Annotated in this window: 17 protein-coding genes; 8 read left to right on the plus strand and 9 right to left on the minus strand. The window is 58.1% G+C overall.

Features of this window, described 5'->3' with window-relative positions:
- Positions 1-119: 119 nt before the first annotated feature.
- Positions 120-1,454, plus strand: coding sequence for a substrate-binding domain-containing protein (locus tag INT39_RS11045; RefSeq protein WP_193073963.1), 1,335 nt, complete (start codon positions 120-122; stop codon positions 1,452-1,454).
- Between the two features lie 192 nt (positions 1,455-1,646).
- Here the strand turns inward: INT39_RS11045 and INT39_RS11050 are convergent, their stop codons facing one another.
- A complete protein-coding gene (locus tag INT39_RS11050; RefSeq protein WP_193073964.1) occupies positions 1,647-3,506 on the minus strand; it encodes a bifunctional metallophosphatase/5'-nucleotidase in 1,860 nt (619 codons plus the stop codon).
- Positions 3,507-3,518: 12 nt separating this feature from the next.
- Between INT39_RS11050 and INT39_RS11055 the strand changes: the two genes are divergently transcribed.
- Positions 3,519-3,743, plus strand: coding sequence for a hypothetical protein (locus INT39_RS11055; protein WP_193073965.1), 225 nt, complete (start codon positions 3,519-3,521; stop codon positions 3,741-3,743).
- Positions 3,744-3,820: 77 nt separating this feature from the next.
- Here the strand turns inward: INT39_RS11055 and INT39_RS11060 are convergent, their stop codons facing one another.
- Positions 3,821-4,357, minus strand: a complete 537-nt coding sequence (locus INT39_RS11060; RefSeq protein WP_193073966.1) for a pilin — start codon at positions 4,355-4,357, stop codon at positions 3,821-3,823.
- Positions 4,358-4,739: 382 nt separating this feature from the next.
- Between INT39_RS11060 and pilB the strand changes: the two genes are divergently transcribed.
- From pilB to INT39_RS11090, 6 genes are read left to right on the plus strand one after another with little or no spacing between them, the layout of a single operon-like run.
- Positions 4,740-6,446, plus strand: a complete 1,707-nt coding sequence (gene pilB, locus INT39_RS11065; RefSeq protein WP_193073967.1) for a type IV-A pilus assembly ATPase PilB — start codon at positions 4,740-4,742, stop codon at positions 6,444-6,446.
- A gap of 3 nt (positions 6,447-6,449) precedes the next feature.
- The gene (locus tag INT39_RS11070; RefSeq protein WP_193073968.1) at positions 6,450-7,718 is read left to right on the plus strand and encodes a type II secretion system F family protein; all 1,269 of its coding nucleotides are present in this window, start codon (positions 6,450-6,452) and stop codon (positions 7,716-7,718) included.
- Positions 7,719-7,721: 3 nt separating this feature from the next.
- Positions 7,722-8,594 (plus strand): prepilin peptidase, encoded by an 873-nt coding sequence (locus INT39_RS11075; protein ID WP_193073969.1) that lies wholly within the window; start codon positions 7,722-7,724, stop codon positions 8,592-8,594.
- A 52-nt stretch (positions 8,595-8,646) separates the two neighbouring features.
- Positions 8,647-9,270 (plus strand): dephospho-CoA kinase, encoded by a 624-nt coding sequence (gene coaE, locus INT39_RS11080; protein WP_193073970.1) that lies wholly within the window; start codon positions 8,647-8,649, stop codon positions 9,268-9,270.
- A complete protein-coding gene (gene yacG / locus INT39_RS11085; protein ID WP_193073971.1) occupies positions 9,267-9,455 on the plus strand; it encodes a DNA gyrase inhibitor YacG in 189 nt (62 codons plus the stop codon). Before coaE ends, yacG begins: the two co-directional genes overlap by 4 nt.
- 18 nt (positions 9,456-9,473) lie before the next feature.
- Complete coding sequence (locus INT39_RS11090) at positions 9,474-10,448, plus strand: Nudix family hydrolase (RefSeq protein WP_193073972.1); 975 nt, start codon at positions 9,474-9,476, stop codon at positions 10,446-10,448.
- Here INT39_RS11090 and rnhB read toward each other — a convergent pair.
- Genes rnhB through bamA form a run of 7 tightly spaced genes read right to left on the minus strand, consistent with a single transcriptional unit; the run spans position 10,437 to position 17,489 of the window.
- Positions 10,437-11,096 carry a ribonuclease HII gene (gene rnhB / locus INT39_RS11095; RefSeq protein ID WP_193074134.1) on the minus strand — a complete coding sequence of 220 codons (660 nt, stop codon included), beginning with the start codon at positions 11,094-11,096 and terminating at the stop codon, positions 10,437-10,439. The genes INT39_RS11090 and rnhB overlap by 12 nt on opposite strands.
- A 5-nt stretch (positions 11,097-11,101) precedes the next feature.
- Positions 11,102-12,283, minus strand: coding sequence for a lipid-A-disaccharide synthase (lpxB, locus tag INT39_RS11100; protein WP_193073973.1), 1,182 nt, complete (start codon positions 12,281-12,283; stop codon positions 11,102-11,104).
- A 3-nt stretch (positions 12,284-12,286) separates the two neighbouring features.
- A complete protein-coding gene (gene lpxA / locus INT39_RS11105; RefSeq protein ID WP_193073974.1) occupies positions 12,287-13,063 on the minus strand; it encodes an acyl-ACP--UDP-N-acetylglucosamine O-acyltransferase in 777 nt (258 codons plus the stop codon).
- Positions 13,060-13,500 (minus strand): 3-hydroxyacyl-ACP dehydratase FabZ, encoded by a 441-nt coding sequence (gene fabZ / locus INT39_RS11110; protein ID WP_193074135.1) that lies wholly within the window; start codon positions 13,498-13,500, stop codon positions 13,060-13,062. The genes lpxA and fabZ overlap by 4 nt, the downstream gene beginning before the upstream one ends.
- A gap of 56 nt (positions 13,501-13,556) precedes the next feature.
- Complete coding sequence (gene lpxD / locus INT39_RS11115) at positions 13,557-14,618, minus strand: UDP-3-O-(3-hydroxymyristoyl)glucosamine N-acyltransferase (RefSeq protein ID WP_193073975.1); 1,062 nt, start codon at positions 14,616-14,618, stop codon at positions 13,557-13,559.
- A 5-nt stretch (positions 14,619-14,623) separates the two neighbouring features.
- Positions 14,624-15,130, minus strand: a complete 507-nt coding sequence (locus INT39_RS11120) for an OmpH family outer membrane protein (protein WP_193073976.1) — start codon at positions 15,128-15,130, stop codon at positions 14,624-14,626.
- Positions 15,131-15,167: 37 nt separating this feature from the next.
- Complete coding sequence (gene bamA / locus INT39_RS11125; protein ID WP_193073977.1) at positions 15,168-17,489, minus strand: outer membrane protein assembly factor BamA; 2,322 nt, start codon at positions 17,487-17,489, stop codon at positions 15,168-15,170.
- Positions 17,490-17,552 lie beyond the last annotated feature (63 nt).

Below are 17,552 nucleotides of genomic sequence, written 5' to 3' on the forward strand. Positions count from 1 at the left end.
GAAGCTCCGCTCGCTTTACTCTAAACGGACTCATTTATAGCGTTACAATAGCGCGCTCAAAAACACCCCTCTTTTCCCCTTCGGTATGTCGGGGCCGTTCTGTCATTACAGGGAGTAACATGAAAATCGCATCGTGGCGGCCAGTCCGCATACAGAAGATCATTTTTGCCGGGCTGCTCGGCCTCGCCTTTCAAGGCCAAGCAGCTACGCTGCAGTTACAGATCAACGGCTCCAACACCATAGGTGCCAGGCTGGCGCCACTTCTGGTCGAAGGCATGCTCAAAGAAGCAGGCGCGCAGAATATACAACTGCAGCTCAATTCCGAGACCAGAGAAAGCCTGATCACCGCCATCAGCGCCACAGCCGAGTCCATTGAAATCAGTCTGAACGCCCATGGCTCCACTACTGGCTTTACCGCATTGATCGAGCAGTCAGGACAGATAGCCGCAGCCTCCCGGCCCATCAAGGACAGCGAAGTCGACGCATTGAAAAGCCGTGGTGACATGCGCGGCATGGACGCCGAGCACGTCATCGGCCTGGATGGATTGGCACTCATAATCCATCCCGACAACCCAATCAACGCTCTGGATACCGAACAGATTGCGCAGATATTTTCGGGAAGAATCACGAACTGGAATCAACTCGGCGCTGTACAAGGTAGCATTCGCCTTTATGCGAGAGACAGCAACTCAGGTACCTGGGAAACCTTCAGGGACCTGGTTCTGACGCCCAAGCGCCTGGAACTCCATACGGAAGCACATCGCTTCGAATCCAACGCAGATCTCTCTCAAGCCGTCAGCAGCGACATCAATGCCATAGGCTTTGTTGGACTTGCCAATGTCGATCAGGCCAAGGCGCTTGCCGTCTCATCCGGCGACTCCCGCGCCATGCTGCCCAGCAAAGCGCAGGTAGCCACTGAAGACTATCCTCTGTCTCGTCGGCTGTACCTGTACATAAGCCCCGAAGAAACCAATCCCCTGGCACAGGCATTGATTGCTTTTACCCAAAGCCAGGCAGGACAGGAGATCGTCGAGCAGGTGGGCTTTGTGGGTCAGAACATCAAATCCATACAAATAGCGCCTCAAGCCGAGATGCCGGCGCCTTACCAACAGCTGGCAGAGCAAGCCCAACGCCTCTCGGTCAACTTCCGCTTCAAGGAAGGCAGCTCCCAGCTGGACAACAAGGCATGGCAGGATATTGATCGGGTACGGGATTACCTGCAAGCGCAGAACAAGACCGAGAACAAGGTGGTACTGGTAGGTTTCGGCGATCCCAGACATGGTGGCGCCGAGCTGATATCAAAGTTGAGGGCCATGAAAGTCCGTCGCGCCCTGGGCAACCATGACATAACCGTCAAAGATTCTTTTGGTATAGGCGACGACCTGCCGGTGGCTGCCAACACCCATGATGACGGACGCGTCAAAAACCGCCGGGTGGAGATCTGGGTGTATTGAGCGATTGATCTCGCCCCAGACCTCTGATCATTCCCGCGCTCCGCGTGGGCATGCATGCAGATCGAGGTTACCGCCCGCATGATCGGGGCTCCTCCGCATGCCAGAAGACAGCGAGACGGGTGAGGTCTCGCTGTCGCTGTATGGCAGGTCAGACAGTGACTCCCTGACCGCCTGCCCGGGCCGATTACCGTATCAGTAAGTCAGTTCGGTACCGCTGACGGTGATCACCCGTTGATGGGAATAGTCGTCCCGCGGGATGGTGCCAACCGAGGGATGGGCCTTCAGGTAATCCACCAGGCTCTGCGTGTACAGCAGGCCGGTATTGATCGACCGACCATCCGCAGTCACCTCGCCCAGGGTCAGATACCCATCGCGTCCTTCACCGAGAAAATCATTGGTGACCATGACGTAGGTCTGGGTGGGGTTGATGGGGGCCCACAAGCCATCCGCGCTTTTCACTTCGACGTTGCTGAAGCGGCTACCGCGTGGCTGCGACATGTCCAGATCCCAGCGCAGCGCTGCCGCGTAAGGATGTGAACCGTCACCACCGCCATTTTCCACATGACTCCATACCGCATCTTCCAGGGCGGCAACCGTCTCCGCACCGGTCACCTCCAGTTCGACCAGCACGTTGCTGAACGGCAGCATGGTAGCAGCCGTATCAAAGGTGATGACACCCGCTGCCATGGGTGTTCTCACACCACCGGCGTTTTGCAGTGAGAAGTCCGCCCGCTTGCTGGCCTTAAGGAAGGCCTCGGCCACCAATTGCGCCGCATCGCTGCCCTGGGCCAGTTGATCTGCCAGCTCACAGCCCGGAACCCCACCGCTGCGGGTGGTCCCCGGCACTCGCACCAGACAGAAGGGAACCTCGGCAGAACCGATCGGCTCCTGCCGAGCAGCATCCAACTGAGCCTGATAACGGTCGAGGATGCCCTGGGCGTCCGGGTCCGGCTGGACCACCGCCACTTCCGGCAGTTCGGCCAGCACCTGCAGCAGCGCTGCTGTTTCCGTCTCGTTCAGGGGGGTGTCATCGCGCTGGAATTCGTCGCCAATGACCAGTGGCGCCTGACCACCACAGCTTTCCACCGCACCCTCGGCATTGAAGTTGACGGTCATCAGACCGAACACCTTGGTGTATTCCCATGCCTGCCCGATACAGACCATCTCACCATCACGGTTGCTCACCACAGTCGGATAGGCCAGCGGCGTTTCTTCAGGCCTCTGCAGACCCAGATTGCGGAAATCCCCCACCAGCGTGTGGGAGTCACCGCCGATGATCACGTCCACTCCACTCAACCGGGCGGCCATATCGACATCGTTCTGATAGCCTTGATGCGTGAGCAGCACGATATGCTCGACCCCCTGACCTTGCAGCTCGTCGATGCTGCGCTGCGCGGCGGTGACCTCGTCCTCGAACACCGTGCTGGGCAGCGGGCGGGATGAATTCTGCGTCTTGCCGGCAATATCGATACCGACGATGCCCACCTGGGTACCATCTACCTCGGTCACCGTGTGCGCCTTGATGTAGTCGTCCGCTGCTGACGGGGCCAGTGGCGTGCCTACCTCGGGCTTGACGTTGGCCGCCAGTGCGGGAGTATTGCAGCTGCCATCGGCCAGATGATCCAGAAACGCTTTCAGCTGTGCGTCGCCGTCGTCAAATTCGTGATTACCCAAGGCAAAGGCGTCAAAACACACCGTGTTCATCAGCTCGGCATCTGCCTGACCTTCATAGAAAGTGTAGTACAGGGTTCCGGTAACGGCGTCGCCAGCATGCAACTTGAGCAGATTGGCGTGCTCGGCTTCCGCCTCGTGGAACAGACTGGTTATCCGCGGAAAGCCACCCACCTCGACAGTGGTGGGCTGGCCATCCAGTTGCAGCGTCAGCTCGAGGGGTTCCAGATTGGAATGATGGTCGTTGATATGGGCAATATTCAGCACCAGCGGCTGGCCACTGTCTGCATTATCGGAGGATGAATCACTGTCGCTGTTACAGGCGGCCAGGGCGATACAGGTTGCCAGAAGGCTGAGGCTTTTCCATTGCATACTGGGCATAACGGGGCGTCCATGAGAGTGGGATTCCCGTACAAACTATGGGCCCAGCGTGACGCAGCAATGACGGCAAAAAAACAACCGATGACACCCATTAGCTCTCGCCAGCATCACGTAGAGCAGATGACGGATGCACTCGATGAAATCAGTCAGGCGGAAAATGTACCTGGCCACTTTATTGAAAACCCCGGCGGACCGGGGTTCTCATATAGCAGGGGTAATAAAAAGGTCAGCGCATAAGTGCATCAACTAACGTTCAACTGACACGGGGAAAATGGGGGAAATGTACCTGACCCCTTTATTTTCTTAGTATTTTCCTAGCGACAAGTAGCCGGGGCGTATTTAGCAAGAAGAGTGCCTGCGGTCACAATTGTGATTCCTTGTGCGTCTGCAGTCTCATTTTCCGCAGATGCACAACCCCAGTCGAGAGAACCAGATTCGCCTGCGGCTTGAGCATCAGCCAGTGACTGACCGGCATCATCACTACGCACCCAGGGGGTGAGCGTTAACGTGTTGGCTGCCGTTCCCACACCTACTTCGGCGGCATCGTACGTGATTACAATAGTACCATCATCTTCAATTAGCACTGATTCAACAAATTTTGAAACTGCACCCACACCACCGGCTTGGTCGTTCCACGTCTTAATTACTCGCTCCAAATCACCTGCAGATCCGGCTCCTTCAGATGCAATCATAGCTCTAGCAGGCTGAGCCAAGCTTATCCCTTCAGTAACTTTTGTACGAACCGTATAATCCTGATAAGCCGGCAGCGCAATCGCCGCCAAAATCCCAATGATCGCCACCACGATCATCAGTTCAATAAGAGTAAAACCTTTCTGCATCTGAGCTTTCATTTCTCAACTCCATTTGTTTGTAAGATAGCCATTGGCTGATGAGGCTACTGCAGCTTGTGTGCCAAGCATTGATTTCATATTGATTAATCAGATTAAGCTGAAAGACTTCGCGGCCGAGGCTGCTCCTGAAAACCTAGAACCTACAAGGGTTGTAGCAGGTTGATGGCTGTCATCGAGGGCGCGTGAATCTGGCGGGGGTGTTCGCGGCCAAGATCGCTCCTACGGGGATTGCGCTGGTATGCTGCCTTGATTCGGCGGGAAGTGACGTTTTTTGTCAGACAGAGGGATTCGGTGTACGACTGCTTCGTCACTGCGCTTTTGGTGTATCGTCACGGTGCTGTACTATAGTCGCCACTGTCTCATTACGTACCGGGAAGACTCTATGGATACCCCCGCTCTCTCCGGCTTGGCCCGGCGGATCGTTCAGGAAGAACTGTTGGATGCACAGGCGGCCGGCAAGGCCAGCCAGCAGGCCAACCAGGACAAGATTCCCTTTATTACCTATCTGGTGCAGAACAAGTTGGCCAAGGCTCGCGATCTCGCGATGGTCTGTGCCGAGGAGTTCGGTTACCCCTACCTTGATTTGACGGCGCTGGATCGCGAGAGCCAGCCCGAGGTCAGCCTGGTCAGCGAAAAGCTGATCCGCCAGCATTGTGTGATGCCGCTATACAAACGCGGTTCACGGCTCTATCTGGCCCTGTCGGACCCAACCAACCAGCAGGCGCTGAGCGATATCCAGTTCAACACCGGCCTGATGACCGACGCGGTGATTGTCGAAGATGACAAGCTGCGCAAGGCGATCGACAAATATCTTGAGAGCGCAACCAGCGGCCTTGATGATATGGGTGATGGCGATCTCGACAGTCTGGAAGTCGAAGCTGTTACCGACGATGACAAGCGCGGTGATGCCAGCAAAGATACCGAGGACGCACCCGTGGTGCGCTTTGTCAACAAGATGCTGCTGGATGCGGTGAAGAAAGGCTCTTCGGACTTGCACTTCGAGCCCTACGAAAAAACCTACCGGGTACGCTTCCGTACCGACGGTATTCTGCATGAGGTATCCAAGCCGCCGGTGCAACTGGGGGTGAAGATTGCCGCGCGTCTGAAGGTGATGTCCTCGATGGACCTGGCCGAGCGACGCAAACCGCAGGATGGCCGTATCAAGCTGAAGATCTCCAAGAACAAGGCCATCGACTTCCGGGTCAACACCTTGCCGACCCTGTGGGGCGAGAAGGTGGTACTGCGTATTCTGGACTCCGACAGCGCCAAGATGGGGATCGATGCGCTGGGCTATGAGGATGACCAGAAGCAGATGTACATGGACGCGCTGGAGAAACCTCAGGGCATGATTCTGGTGACCGGCCCGACCGGTTCCGGTAAGACGGTATCCCTGTATACCGGCCTGAACATCCTCAACACCATGGAGCGCAACATTTCCACCGCGGAAGACCCGGTGGAGATCAACCTGGAAGGCATCAACCAGGTCAACGTGAACCCCAAGCAGGGGCTGGATTTTGCCCAGGCGCTGCGCGCCTTCCTGCGTCAGGATCCGGATATCATCATGGTCGGTGAGATCCGCGACCTGGAAACGGCCGAGATCGCCATCAAGGCAGCTCAGACCGGCCATATGGTCTTGTCGACTCTGCACACCAACAGTGCCGCAGAAACCCTGACCCGTTTGCGCAATATGGGCGTGGCGTCGTTCAACATTGCCACCTCGGTGAACCTGATCATTGCCCAGCGTCTTTCCCGCCGGCTGTGCTCGCATTGCAAGAAGCCGGTCGACATTCCCCGCGAGACATTGCTGGAAGAAGGCTTCACTGAGGAGAAAATTGCTAGCGGGTTAACGATTTACGGACCCGTGGGTTGCGAAAATTGTCAGGACGGTTATAAAGGGCGTGTCGGGATTTATGAAGTTGTCCGGATCACCCCCGCCATCCAGCGAATCATCATGGAAGACGGCAACTCCATGCAGATTTCCGACGTAGCCCAGAATGAAGGATTCAGAAACTTGCGCCAGTCCGCACTGATGAAGGCGGAACAGGGTGTCACCAGCCTGGCGGAAGTGAACCGAGTGACCAAGGATTAAGTCATGGCCCAGCAAGCAGCAGTGAAAAGGACCAGCTCCGTCGCGAAATCCGCGAAAAAAGCCAAGGTCGAAAAGATCTACCCGTTCAAATGGGAAGGCAAGGACCGCAAGGGCACCAAGATTTCCGGTGAGATTCAGGGCACCAATCAGGCTTTGATCAAGGCCCAGCTACGCAAGCAGGGCATTCTGGTCACCAAGATCAACAAGAAGTCGACTCTGTTCAGCGCTAAAGCGAAGAAGATCAAGCCGCTGGATATTGCCTTCTTCACCCGACAGCTGGCGACCATGATGGCCTCGGGGGTGCCAATCGTACAGGCATTCGAGATCATCGCTGAAGGTACCGCCAACCCCAACTTTGCCAAGCTGATCAACGAGATCAGAACCGACGTCGCCGCGGGTAATACCCTGGCAGCGTCGCTGGCCAAGCACCCCCAGTATTTTGACGACCTGTTCTGTAATCTGGTGGATTCCGGTGAGCAGTCCGGTCGACTGGAATCCCTGCTGGACCGAATCGCTACCTACAAGGAAAAGACCGAGGCGCTGAAAGCCAAGATCAAGAAAGCCATGACTTACCCGATTTCAGTGGTGGTGGTGGCGGTGATCGTGACGGCCATTCTGCTGCTCAAGGTGGTGCCGCAGTTCAAGGAAGTATTCGCCAACTTCGGCGCCGACCTGCCTACCTTCACGTTGATGGTGATCGGGCTGTCGGAATGGTTGCAGGCATGGTGGTTCATCATTCTGATCGGACTTATTGTCATCGGCTGGAGCTATACCCAGGCCCATCGACGTTCCAAGCCGTTCCGTGATGCTCAGGATCGGGCCCTGCTCAAGGCACCGATTGTCGGGCAGATCATCTACGAAGCGGCAGTTGCCCGTTATGCACGCACCCTTGCCACCACTTTTGCTGCTGGTGTGCCCTTGGTACAGGCGCTGGATTCAGTCGCCGGCGCAGCAGGCAACGTGGTGTTCTACAACGCGGTCATGGGCATCAAGCAGGATGTGTCGGCCGGTACCCAATTGAACTTCGCCATGCGCACCACCAATGTGTTCCCATCGCTGGCCATCCAGATGGCCGGGATCGGTGAGGAATCCGGTAACCTTGACGGTATGCTGGAAAAGGTGGCGGACTTCTACGAGGCCGAGGTGGACAACAAGGTAGATAACATGACCACGCTGTTGGAACCCATGATCATGTCGGTACTGGGTGTACTGATCGGCGGTCTTATCATCGCCATGTACCTGCCGATTTTCCAACTGGGCGCCGTTGTCTGATATATGAATCTACTCGATTATATGGCCAGCCATGTGCTGGCCTTTGTTGTAGTCGCCGGGCTGCTGGGGTTGGTCGTTGGCAGTTTTCTCAATGTGGTCATTCATCGTCTTCCCAGGATGATGGAGCGCGATTGGCTGCGTCAGGCCCGCGAGATGCTGGAGCCGGATACGACTCAGCCTGAGCAGCCGGCCTACAATCTGGTACTGCCCCACTCCCATTGCCCGCACTGTCAGACCGAGATCAAACCTTGGCAGAATCTGCCGTTGATCAGTTATGCGCTGCTGCGCGGTCGCTGCGGAGACTGCGGCGGACCTATCAGCCCGCGTTATCCGCTGGTGGAATTTCTGACAGCGGTGTTGAGTGCTGTGGTTGCCTGGCAATATGGCTTCGGCTGGCCGGCAGCCGGGATGCTGCTGTTGACCTGGGCGCTGGTCAGCCTGAGTCTGATCGATGCCGATACCCAGTTGCTGCCCGATTCGATCGTACTGCCGATGCTGTGGCTGGGGTTGATTGCCAACAATTTCGGGCTGTTCACCGATATGCACTCGGCATTGTGGGGGGCGGTGTTTGGTTATCTGAGCCTCTGGTCAGTGTATTGGCTGTTCAAGCTGATCACCGGCAAGGAAGGCATGGGCTACGGTGACTTCAAACTGCTGGCCATGCTCGGTGCCTGGGGCGGCTGGCAGGTGTTGCCGCTGACCATCCTGCTGTCATCGCTGGTCGGTGCCATCCTCGGCATCATCATCCTCAAGACCCGCGGCGACTCCAACTCCACCCCCCTGCCCTTTGGGCCTTATCTGGCCATTGCCGGCTGGATCGCGATTATCTGGGGTGAGTGGATTACCGGAACCTATTTGCGATTTGCCGGGTTTTAGGGCTCTCCGTATACTGGCTGCCTTCGTTAAAGACCCAAGGCAGTGAACTGCGATGACCTCTTCGAACACCTTCATCATTGGCCTGACTGGCGGTATCGGTAGCGGCAAGAGTGCGGCGGCTACGCGCTTTGCCGAGGCACATGGCATCCATGTGGTTGACGCCGATATCAAGTCGCGGGTAGTGGTTGAGCCTGGTCGGCCGGCATTGCATCAGATTGTCGACCGCTTTGGTGATGCCGTACTGCAGCAGGACGGCTCACTCAATCGCGCCGTGCTGCGCGAGCGGGTGTTTCAGGACCCCGACGAGCGCCGTTGGCTTGAGCAACTGCTGCATCCCTTGATCCGTGAAGAAATCGTCAGTGATCTGGCATCCGCCGGCTCGCCCTATGCGCTGCTGGTCTCGCCCCTGCTGGTGGAGTCGGGCCAGTATCAAATGACCCGACGCATACTGGTGGTGGATGTGCCAGAGGCACTGCAGATCGCCCGAACGACCCTGCGTGACAAGGTGCCTGAAGAGCAGGTCAGAGCCATTCTGCAGGCCCAGGCGAAACGCGAAGAACGTTTGCGCCATGCCGATGATGTCATCACCAACGACCGCGACCTGGCTGCTCTGCACCAGCAGGTCGATCAATTGCATCAGTATTATCTGACGCTGACCACAGGAGCCAGATCATGACTACCACCGTAGAATGCCCCACCTGCAAAGCGCCGGTAACCTGGAATGAAAGCTTCCCGGATCGCCCCTTCTGCTCGCCCCGCTGCCGCCTGATCGATCTCGGCGCCTGGGCTTCAGAAACCCACGTGATCCCCGGTGATGAGCTGGAGCAAGATGTGTTTTCCGAAGATGTGCCCGGACGGTAAATCGGTTAAGGAAAATACATGCGATACATTCATGTTATGGCCGCCGTCATCCGCGACGCGCAAGGCCGCATTCTGATTGCCAAGCGCCCCGATGATGCTCATCAGGGTGGGTTATGGGAGTTTCCAGGGGGCAAGCTGGAGGATGGCGAGGAGCGCGCTGATGGTTTGCGCCGGGAGTTGCAGGAAGAGCTGGGAGTCACCGTTACTCAGGCCCGCCCCTTGCTGGATATCCGTCACGATTACCCGGACAAGTCAGTGCGGCTGGATGTGTGGTTGGTCACCGGCTTTGATGGCCAGGCGCATGGCGCCGAAGGCCAGCCGGTACGCTGGGTATCTGCTGCTGAACTTGATGACTACGACTTTCCGGCTGCCAACGCGCCCATAGTGCAAGCGGCGCAGTTGCCGGAGGTGTATCTCATTACTCCTGATGTGCCTGATGAAGCGGAGCTGTTTGCTGGGCTCGAGCGGGCCCGGGGAATGGGTGTGAGGCTGATTCAGCTGCGACAGCCGGGGCTTTCTGCCGAGGCTTATGGGGATCTGGCGCAACGGGTGCTCGCTCGGTTTGGTGATGATTTCCAATGGCTACTGAAAGGTGATGAGCACCCTGTTCTGCCTGGAGCCGGTTGGCATCTGACCAGCTGGCAGCTGCGGGAGATGTGGCGACAGAACGTCGGGCCAGACGCGTCCGGCCAGCCCGGCGAAGCGCGGCCAAAAGGGCTCTTGCTGGCGGCTTCCTGCCACGATGCCGAGGAACTGGCCATGGCGGCAGAGGTGGGGGTGGACTTTGTCACCTTGTCGCCGGTCATGCCGACGGCTACGCATCCCAATGCCACTCCGCTGGGCTGGGAGCTTGCTCAGGAGCTGATCGGAACGGTGAATATGCCAGTGTATGTACTGGGTGGCGTCGGGCCGGAAATGCGGGACAGAGCGTTTGATAGCGGGGCGCAGGGTGTGGCGGGAATTCGGCGGTTTTGGCGCTACTCAGGTAGTTAAAACCATTCCCGTAACAGCACTGTCCATCTCATCTATTACCGCTTCAACCGGACTCACCGCCAGCGCTGCCCGTACCGGGGCGAAGGAGCGGCGGTGAATGGGGGTGGCACCGAGCAGTTGCAGTGCATTCATGTGCTCGCGGGTGGGATAGCCTTTGTGTTTGGCCATGCCATACCCCGGGTACAACAGATCCATTTCGTGCATTTCCCGGTCGCGGGTAACCTTCGCCAGAATCGAGGCGGCGGCGATGGCCGGCACCCTGGAATCGCCCTTGATGACAGGTTCGCTCGGCATGGGCAGTACCGGACAGCGGTTGCCGTCGACCAGCACCCGGTCCGGGCGAATGGACAACCCTTCAACTGCCCGCTGCATGGCCAGCATGGTGGCGTGCAGAATGTTCAGTTGATCGATTTCTTCAACCTCGGCGCGGCCGATAGCCCAAGCCAGCGCACGCTCCTGAATCAATGGGAACAGCGCTTCACGGTGGGCTTCAGTCAGCTTCTTCGAATCATTCAGACCTTCGATGGGGCGCAGTGGGTCAAGAATCACAGCGGCGGTCACCACGGCGCCACAGAGCGGGCCGCGGCCTACTTCGTCGACACCGGCGATCAACTCGCTGCCTTCGGGCGGCGTCCAGCCCATCAGCATCTGGGTCATACGGACCGCCCCTTGCTCTGCAGCAATTCCAGCACGGCCGCTGCCGCGGAGCGGTCGGCATCGCGGCGCAGCATCTGGTGCAGCTCCATGAATACCGCTTCGGTCTGCTCACGTTCTGGCGTGGCGCCAAGCCGCGCAAGCAACGCCTGACCCATGGCTGCAGGCGTCGCGTCGTCTTGCAAGAACTCGGGGGCCACTTCGCGCCCGGCCAGCAGGTTCGGCAAGGCTACATGCCCCACCTTGACCAGACGCTTGAGAATCTTGAAGGTCAGCGAGGCCATGCGATAAGCGACCACCATGGGCCGCTTGAACAACATCGCTTCCAGGGTCGCCGTACCCGAGGCGATCAACACCGCATCGCAAGCCGCCAGCGCTTCGTGACCCTGACCATCGAGCAGGGTCACCGGCAACTGCAGGCCGCTGTCGGCCAGGATAGTTTCCATCTGCTGACGGCGGTCAGGGTTGGCGCAGGGCAGGATGAATTGCAGATCCGGGCGCTGCTGCAGACACCAGGCGGCGGTTTGCAGAAACAACAACCCCAGCTTGCGCAGCTCGCCGTTGCGACTGCCGGGCATCAGGGCAACCACCGACGCGCCTTCTACCAGCCCCAAGGCTTGCCGTGCCGCATTGCGGTCGGGCACCAGTGGGATGTCATCGGCCAGCGTATGACCGACACAACGCACCGCCACGCCGTGCTTACGGTAGACTTCTTCCTCAAAGGGAAACAGGGTCAGCATCAGATCGGTGGACTGGCGGATACCCAGCACACGTTTTTCCCGCCAGGCCCAGACCGAAGGGCTGACATAATGCACCGTGGGGATACCGGCCTCGCGCAGTCGCTGCTCAACCCCAAGGGTAAAGTCGGGGGCGTCGATGCCGATGAACACATCCGGTTGGCGCTGTTTGAGAAAGGCCACCAGATCACGTCGGATACGCAGCAATTCGCGCAAACGGCCGAGTACCTCGACCAGCCCCATCACCGACAGACGCTCCATCGGCACCTGGCTGACCAGGCCTTCAGCCTGCATGCGTGGCCCGCCGATACCGATGAACTCTGCGTCAGGGTGCACTTCCTTGAGCGCCCGAATCAGGCCCGCGCCCAAAGTATCGCCAGACGCCTCACCGGCAACCAGGGCGATACACAGAGAACGGTAGGGGGTCGCAGTGACGGCGCTCATGATTCAGCGCGTGATGCCGCGGGTCGACGCCAGGATGGAGTCGCGGTACAGGGCCACTTCAGGATATTGGGTCGCTTCGTCATCCAGCAACTGCAAGGCTTCCTGCAGCGTTTTGCCCTGACGATAGACGACCTTGTAGGCGCGACGCAGCGCGGTAATCAGCTCAGGGCTGTAGCCGCGACGCCGCATGCCTTCGAAATTCATGCCGTGAGCGCTGGCCGGGTTGCCACCGACCATGACGAAGGCTGGGATATCCTTGAATACGGCACTGTTGGCAGCACTCATGGACCAGGCACCGATATGGCAGAACTGGTGCACCGTGGTATAGCCGCCGAGGATAACACCATCCCCTATATGCACGTGGCCAGCGATGGTCGCGTTGTTGGCCATGATGATGTTGTCACCAACCACACAATCATGGGCAACATGCACGTAAGCCATGAGCAGATTATTGCTGCCGATCGTGGTCACGCCCCGGTCCTGCACGGTACCGCGGTGCAGGGTACAGCCTTCACGGATGATGTTGTTGTCACCGATGACCAGTCGGGTCGGCTCGCCGCGGTACTTCTTATCCTGGCAGTCCTCACCGACGGAGGCGAACTGGAAGATCCGGTTGCCCTTGCCAATGGTGGTCGGGCCCCGCACTACCACATGCGGGCCGATCACAGTTCCGGCACCGATTTCGACATCCGGTCCGATCAGGGACCAGGGGCCGACCTCGACGTCATCAGCCAGCCGGGCGGCTGGATCGACGATCGCCTGAGGATGAATCCGACTCATACTTTATGTTCCGCACAGATGATTTCACCGGAGCAGGCTTCCTTGCCGTCCACCAGCGCGCGGCAGGCGAATTTCCAGATGCCACGCTTGTTGCTCAGGTACGCCGCCTCCAGCTGCAGCTGATCACCCGGTACTACCGGCTGACGGAAGCGCAACTTGTCCGAACCGACGAAGTAGTACAGCGTGCCGTCTTCTGCTTTGGTGTTCATCATCTTGAAACCCAGCAGACCTGCCGCTTGAGCCATCGCCTCGATGATCAGGACGCCCGGCATGATCGGGTGGCCGGGGAAATGTCCTTCGAAGAAAGGCTCATTGACCGACACATTCTTGTAGGCACGAATACGCTTGCCCTCAAGATCCAGTTCGACCACCCGATCCACCAGCAGAAAAGGATAGCGGTGGGGCAGGTATTCTTTGATTTCGTTGATATCCATTATGTCTTGAGGCCTTGCAGTGACTTGCAGTAAAGGGTTGGATGCGCAACGCGCACAGCTCAGGACTCAGATGAGCCCTGCGTCGCCTGAGTCACCGCGGGCAACTGCTTCTCCAGTTGTTGCACACGTTTGGCCAGCGCATCGAGCTGGCGGAGTCGTGCTGCACTTTTCTTCCAGTCAGCAGCCGGCTGCATTGCCGTCCCGGAGGAGTAGGCGCCCGGTTCGGTAATGGAGCGCGTTACCATAGTCATGCCGCTGACGAATACGTTGTCGCAGATATCGATGTGGCCGACCATGCCGACACCGCCGGCAATGGTACAGTGCCGGCCGATACGGGTGCTGCCGGAAATACCCACACAAGCAGCCATGGCTGTGTGCTCACCGATCTGCACGTTGTGGGCAATCTGGATCTGGTTGTCCAGCTTGACGCCGTTGCCGATGATGGTGTCATTGATGGCACCGCGATCGATGGTGGTGTTGGCACCGATTTCCACATCGTCGCCAATCAGCACGCCGCCAATCTGGGCAATCTTCTGCCAGCTGCCGCGGTCATTGGCAAAACCAAAACCTTCGCCACCCACCACCGCACCGGACTGAATGATTACCCGCTCGCCCATGCGCACGTCGTGATACAGGGTGACGCGCGGTGCCAACCAACTGCCAGCACCGATACGGCAACGTGCACCCACGAAACATTGCGCACTCAGCGTCACGTTCGCGCCAATCTCTGCGCCTGCTTCAATTACCACACCCGCACCTATGGCTGCCGTCGCATCCACTTTCGCCGAGTCGGCAATCACCGCTGTGGGATGAATGCCGGGCTGGGAACGTGGCTTGGGGTCAAAGTGGTGTGACAGCCGGGCATAGGCCAGGTAGGGATCGTCAACAATCAATGTGTCGCCGGCATAGTCAACTGCATCCGCTTCGGTCAACAGCAATGCGCCGGCGCCCGTGGTCGCCAGCAGCTTGCGGTACTGCCGATTGGCCAGAAAACTCAGCTGATCCGCTTCGGCATCCTGCAAGGTGGACAAACCACGGACCACCTTGCAGCCATTGCCGGCCAGCCGCGCATCCAGCACCTCTGCCAACTGCGCGAGGGTAAAACTGATCGATTCGCTCATCCTGATCAACGCGCGCTGTTCAGGCGCTCAATGACCTGGCGAGTGATATCGAATTCCGGCTTCACTTCGACAACAGCGCTGCGATCAATAACCAAATCATAGGCACCGGCCTGCAGTACGCCCTCAACGGCCTTGTCCAGCTTCGGCTTGAGCTGTTCGAGCATCTCACGGTCGGATGCCGCCTTGGCGTCGTTCAGCTCTTTGGACTGGACCTGAAACTCGCGGGCTTTCTGGCGGAATTCCAGCTCGATTTTTTCCACCTCGGACTGGCCGAGTTTTTCACCATCACGCTGCATGCGATCCTGCAGACGCTTGGCTTCGGATTCGAGATTCTTCAGACGCTGCAGCTGACTGCCGAATTTCTTTTCCGCATCCACCGAGTACCGCTTGGCGGCATCTGATTCAAGCAATGCCATCTGATAATCCAGCACGGCGATTTTCATCTGCGCCGCAGCCGGGAAACTGGCCAGCGCAAACACGGACAATATTGCAACAGAAATAATCTTGCGCACTCTTTGACACTCCTGATGAAAAATAGGGGTTCCCGATTCAGAACGTCTGACCCAGGGTGAACTGGAAGACCTGCGTATCGTCGTCAGACTCGTCGTTCAGCGGCATACCTAAGCTGAAGCCCAGTGGACCCAAGGCTGTCAGCCATGACAGGCCAACACCGACACTGTAACGGATTTCACTGGCGGTCACATCAGGGCAATCGCTGCAATAGGTGTTGAATACGTTGCCGGCATCCAGGAACAGCACGGTACGCAGTGACCGCTGGTCCTTGACGAAGGGCGCCGGGAAAATCAGCTCAGCACCACCGGTGATCTTAACGTTACCGCCAAAGGGCAGCTCTTCCGGATCCCAGTCGTCATCGGGGTGTGGACGACTCTTCGGACCCAGGGTGCTGTCCTCGAAGCCGCGCACCGAGCCGATACCACCGGCGAAGTAATGCTCATAGAAAGGCACCTGCTTGGTCGAGCCGAAGCGACGGGCAAACCCGGTATCGGCGTGCATGCGCAGAGTCCAGTCCTGGGTGATCGGGAAGAACTTCTGACCGCGATAGCCGATCTTGTAGAAGTACAGATCACTACCCGGAACAGTGGTTTCCAGACTCAGGCTCTGCGAATGGCCACGATCGGGGAACATGCCACGGTTGAGGGTGGACTGCGACCAGCCGACATTGGCCTTGAAGTTCATGAAACTGTCGCCCTCGGCGTCGAGGAACTCGCTGATCTCCACCGCCGGGTACCGGCCTTCCTTGATGTCGTCCTGCTGCAGTGACATACCGAAGGACAGCCGCGAAGTGTCGCTGATCGGATAGCCGATATTGAAGCCGGCACCGTAGGAGTCGACCGAGTACCGGGCGATATCCACGTCCAGCTCTTCGTAATCGGTAGTCCGATAGAAAGCGTTGTAACCCAGACTCACGCCGTCGGCAGTGAAATAGGGGTCGAGGAAGCCGAAGGACAGCGACGTCTGATAAGAAGACCGGTTGGCGCTGAAACTGACGCGGTTACCTGTGCCGAAAAAGTTGTTCTGGCTGATCGAGCCACCGAGAATCAGACCGGTGCCCTGGGCAAAACCGAGGCTGGCGGTGACCGAGCCGGAGGGCTGCTCTTCCACGGTGTAGTTGACGTCGATCAGGTCGTCGGCGCCCGGCACCGGAATGGTTTCGACGTCCACTTCCTTGAAGTAGCCCAGCCGCTCCAGACGCACCTTGGATTGGTCGATCAGGTAGGTAGAAGCCCAGCCACCTTCCATCTGACGCATTTCCCGACGCAGCACCTCATCGTCAGTTTTGGTGTTGCCACGGAAGTTGATGCGATTGACGTAGGCACGCTGCCCGGGATCGACGACAAAAGTCACATCAACGGTGCGGTCTTCCTCGTTGACCTGAGGCACGCCATTGACGTTGGCGAAGGTGTAACCCTCGTTACCCAGACGGCGACCAATCAGATCTGAGCTGGCGGTCATCACCTGACGTGAGAATACCTGACCCGGCTCGACCAACAGCAAACGACGAACGTCCTGCTCGGGCACAACCAGATCGCCCGACAGCTTCACCTCATTGACGGTGTACAGCTCGCCTTCGTTGATGTTGACGGTCACATAGACGTGCTTCTTGTCCGGGGTGATGGACACCTGCGTGGAGGCGATATCCATGTTGATATAACCGCGGTCCAGATACCAGGAGCGCAGACGCTCCAGATCGCCGGAGAGCTTTTCCCGGGAGTACTTGTCATCGTTGCGGATGAAGGACAACCAGCCGGTCGTCTTCAGCTCGAACAGCGGAAGCAGATCCTCATCGGAAAACACCGAGTTACCCACCACGTTGACATGCTTGATGGAGGCCACCGAGCCTTCATCAACGACGATCTTCAGAGCTACCCGGTTACGCGGTTCAGCGATGACCTGGGCATCGATATCGGCAGAGTAGCGGCCCTGGGCAACGTATTGACGCAGCAGCTCGTTACGCACGCCTTCCAGCGTCGCCTGTTCAAAGATCTCGCCTTCGGCCAGGCCAGCCATACGCAGACCGTCGAGCAGGTCCTCGCTCTTGATTGCCTTGTTGCCGTCAAGCTCGATGGAGGAAATGGAAGGTCGCTCAACCACGTTGATGATCAGTACATTGCCTTCCCGGGCCAGTTGGATGTCCTGGAAAAACCCGGTGCGGAACAACGAACGGGTGGCATCGACCAGTGACTGCTCATCCACATCGTCACCGATGTTGAGCGGCAACGCACTGAACACACTGCCAGCGGAAACACGTTGCAGTCCATTGACGCGAATGTCGGTGATCTGGAAGGCGTCGGCATAAACTCCCGGCGCCAGGAGTATCAGCAATAGCGCAGGCAATAGGTAACGTTTCATGAAATCCGTTCTGGCTGACTGGTTGATTCTTATCTGCCGCATGCGGCAGTTCGGGTAATGGGA

This window comes from Pseudomonas sp. FME51, assembly GCF_014897305.1.

What these genes read in the sequence shown, in the direction of transcription:
- INT39_RS11045 (WP_193073963.1), top strand. Translation starts at nt 120, where the DNA reads ATGAAAATCGCATCGTGGCGGCCAGTCCGCATACAGAAGATCATTTTT.
- INT39_RS11050 (WP_193073964.1), bottom strand. Translation starts at nt 3,506, where the DNA reads ATGCCCAGTATGCAATGGAAAAGCCTCAGCCTTCTGGCAACCTGTATC.
- INT39_RS11055 (WP_193073965.1), top strand. Translation starts at nt 3,519, where the DNA reads ATGAGAGTGGGATTCCCGTACAAACTATGGGCCCAGCGTGACGCAGCA.
- INT39_RS11060 (WP_193073966.1), bottom strand. Translation starts at nt 4,357, where the DNA reads ATGAAAGCTCAGATGCAGAAAGGTTTTACTCTTATTGAACTGATGATC.
- pilB (WP_193073967.1), top strand. Translation starts at nt 4,740, where the DNA reads ATGGATACCCCCGCTCTCTCCGGCTTGGCCCGGCGGATCGTTCAGGAA.
- INT39_RS11070 (WP_193073968.1), top strand. Translation starts at nt 6,450, where the DNA reads ATGGCCCAGCAAGCAGCAGTGAAAAGGACCAGCTCCGTCGCGAAATCC.
- INT39_RS11075 (WP_193073969.1), top strand. Translation starts at nt 7,722, where the DNA reads ATGAATCTACTCGATTATATGGCCAGCCATGTGCTGGCCTTTGTTGTA.
- coaE (WP_193073970.1), top strand. Translation starts at nt 8,647, where the DNA reads ATGACCTCTTCGAACACCTTCATCATTGGCCTGACTGGCGGTATCGGT.
- yacG (WP_193073971.1), top strand. Translation starts at nt 9,267, where the DNA reads ATGACTACCACCGTAGAATGCCCCACCTGCAAAGCGCCGGTAACCTGG.
- INT39_RS11090 (WP_193073972.1), top strand. Translation starts at nt 9,474, where the DNA reads ATGCGATACATTCATGTTATGGCCGCCGTCATCCGCGACGCGCAAGGC.
- rnhB (WP_193074134.1), bottom strand. Translation starts at nt 11,096, where the DNA reads ATGCTGATGGGCTGGACGCCGCCCGAAGGCAGCGAGTTGATCGCCGGT.
- lpxB (WP_193073973.1), bottom strand. Translation starts at nt 12,283, where the DNA reads ATGAGCGCCGTCACTGCGACCCCCTACCGTTCTCTGTGTATCGCCCTG.
- lpxA (WP_193073974.1), bottom strand. Translation starts at nt 13,063, where the DNA reads ATGAGTCGGATTCATCCTCAGGCGATCGTCGATCCAGCCGCCCGGCTG.
- lpxD (WP_193073975.1), bottom strand. Translation starts at nt 14,618, where the DNA reads ATGAGCGAATCGATCAGTTTTACCCTCGCGCAGTTGGCAGAGGTGCTG.
- bamA (WP_193073977.1), bottom strand. Translation starts at nt 17,489, where the DNA reads ATGAAACGTTACCTATTGCCTGCGCTATTGCTGATACTCCTGGCGCCG.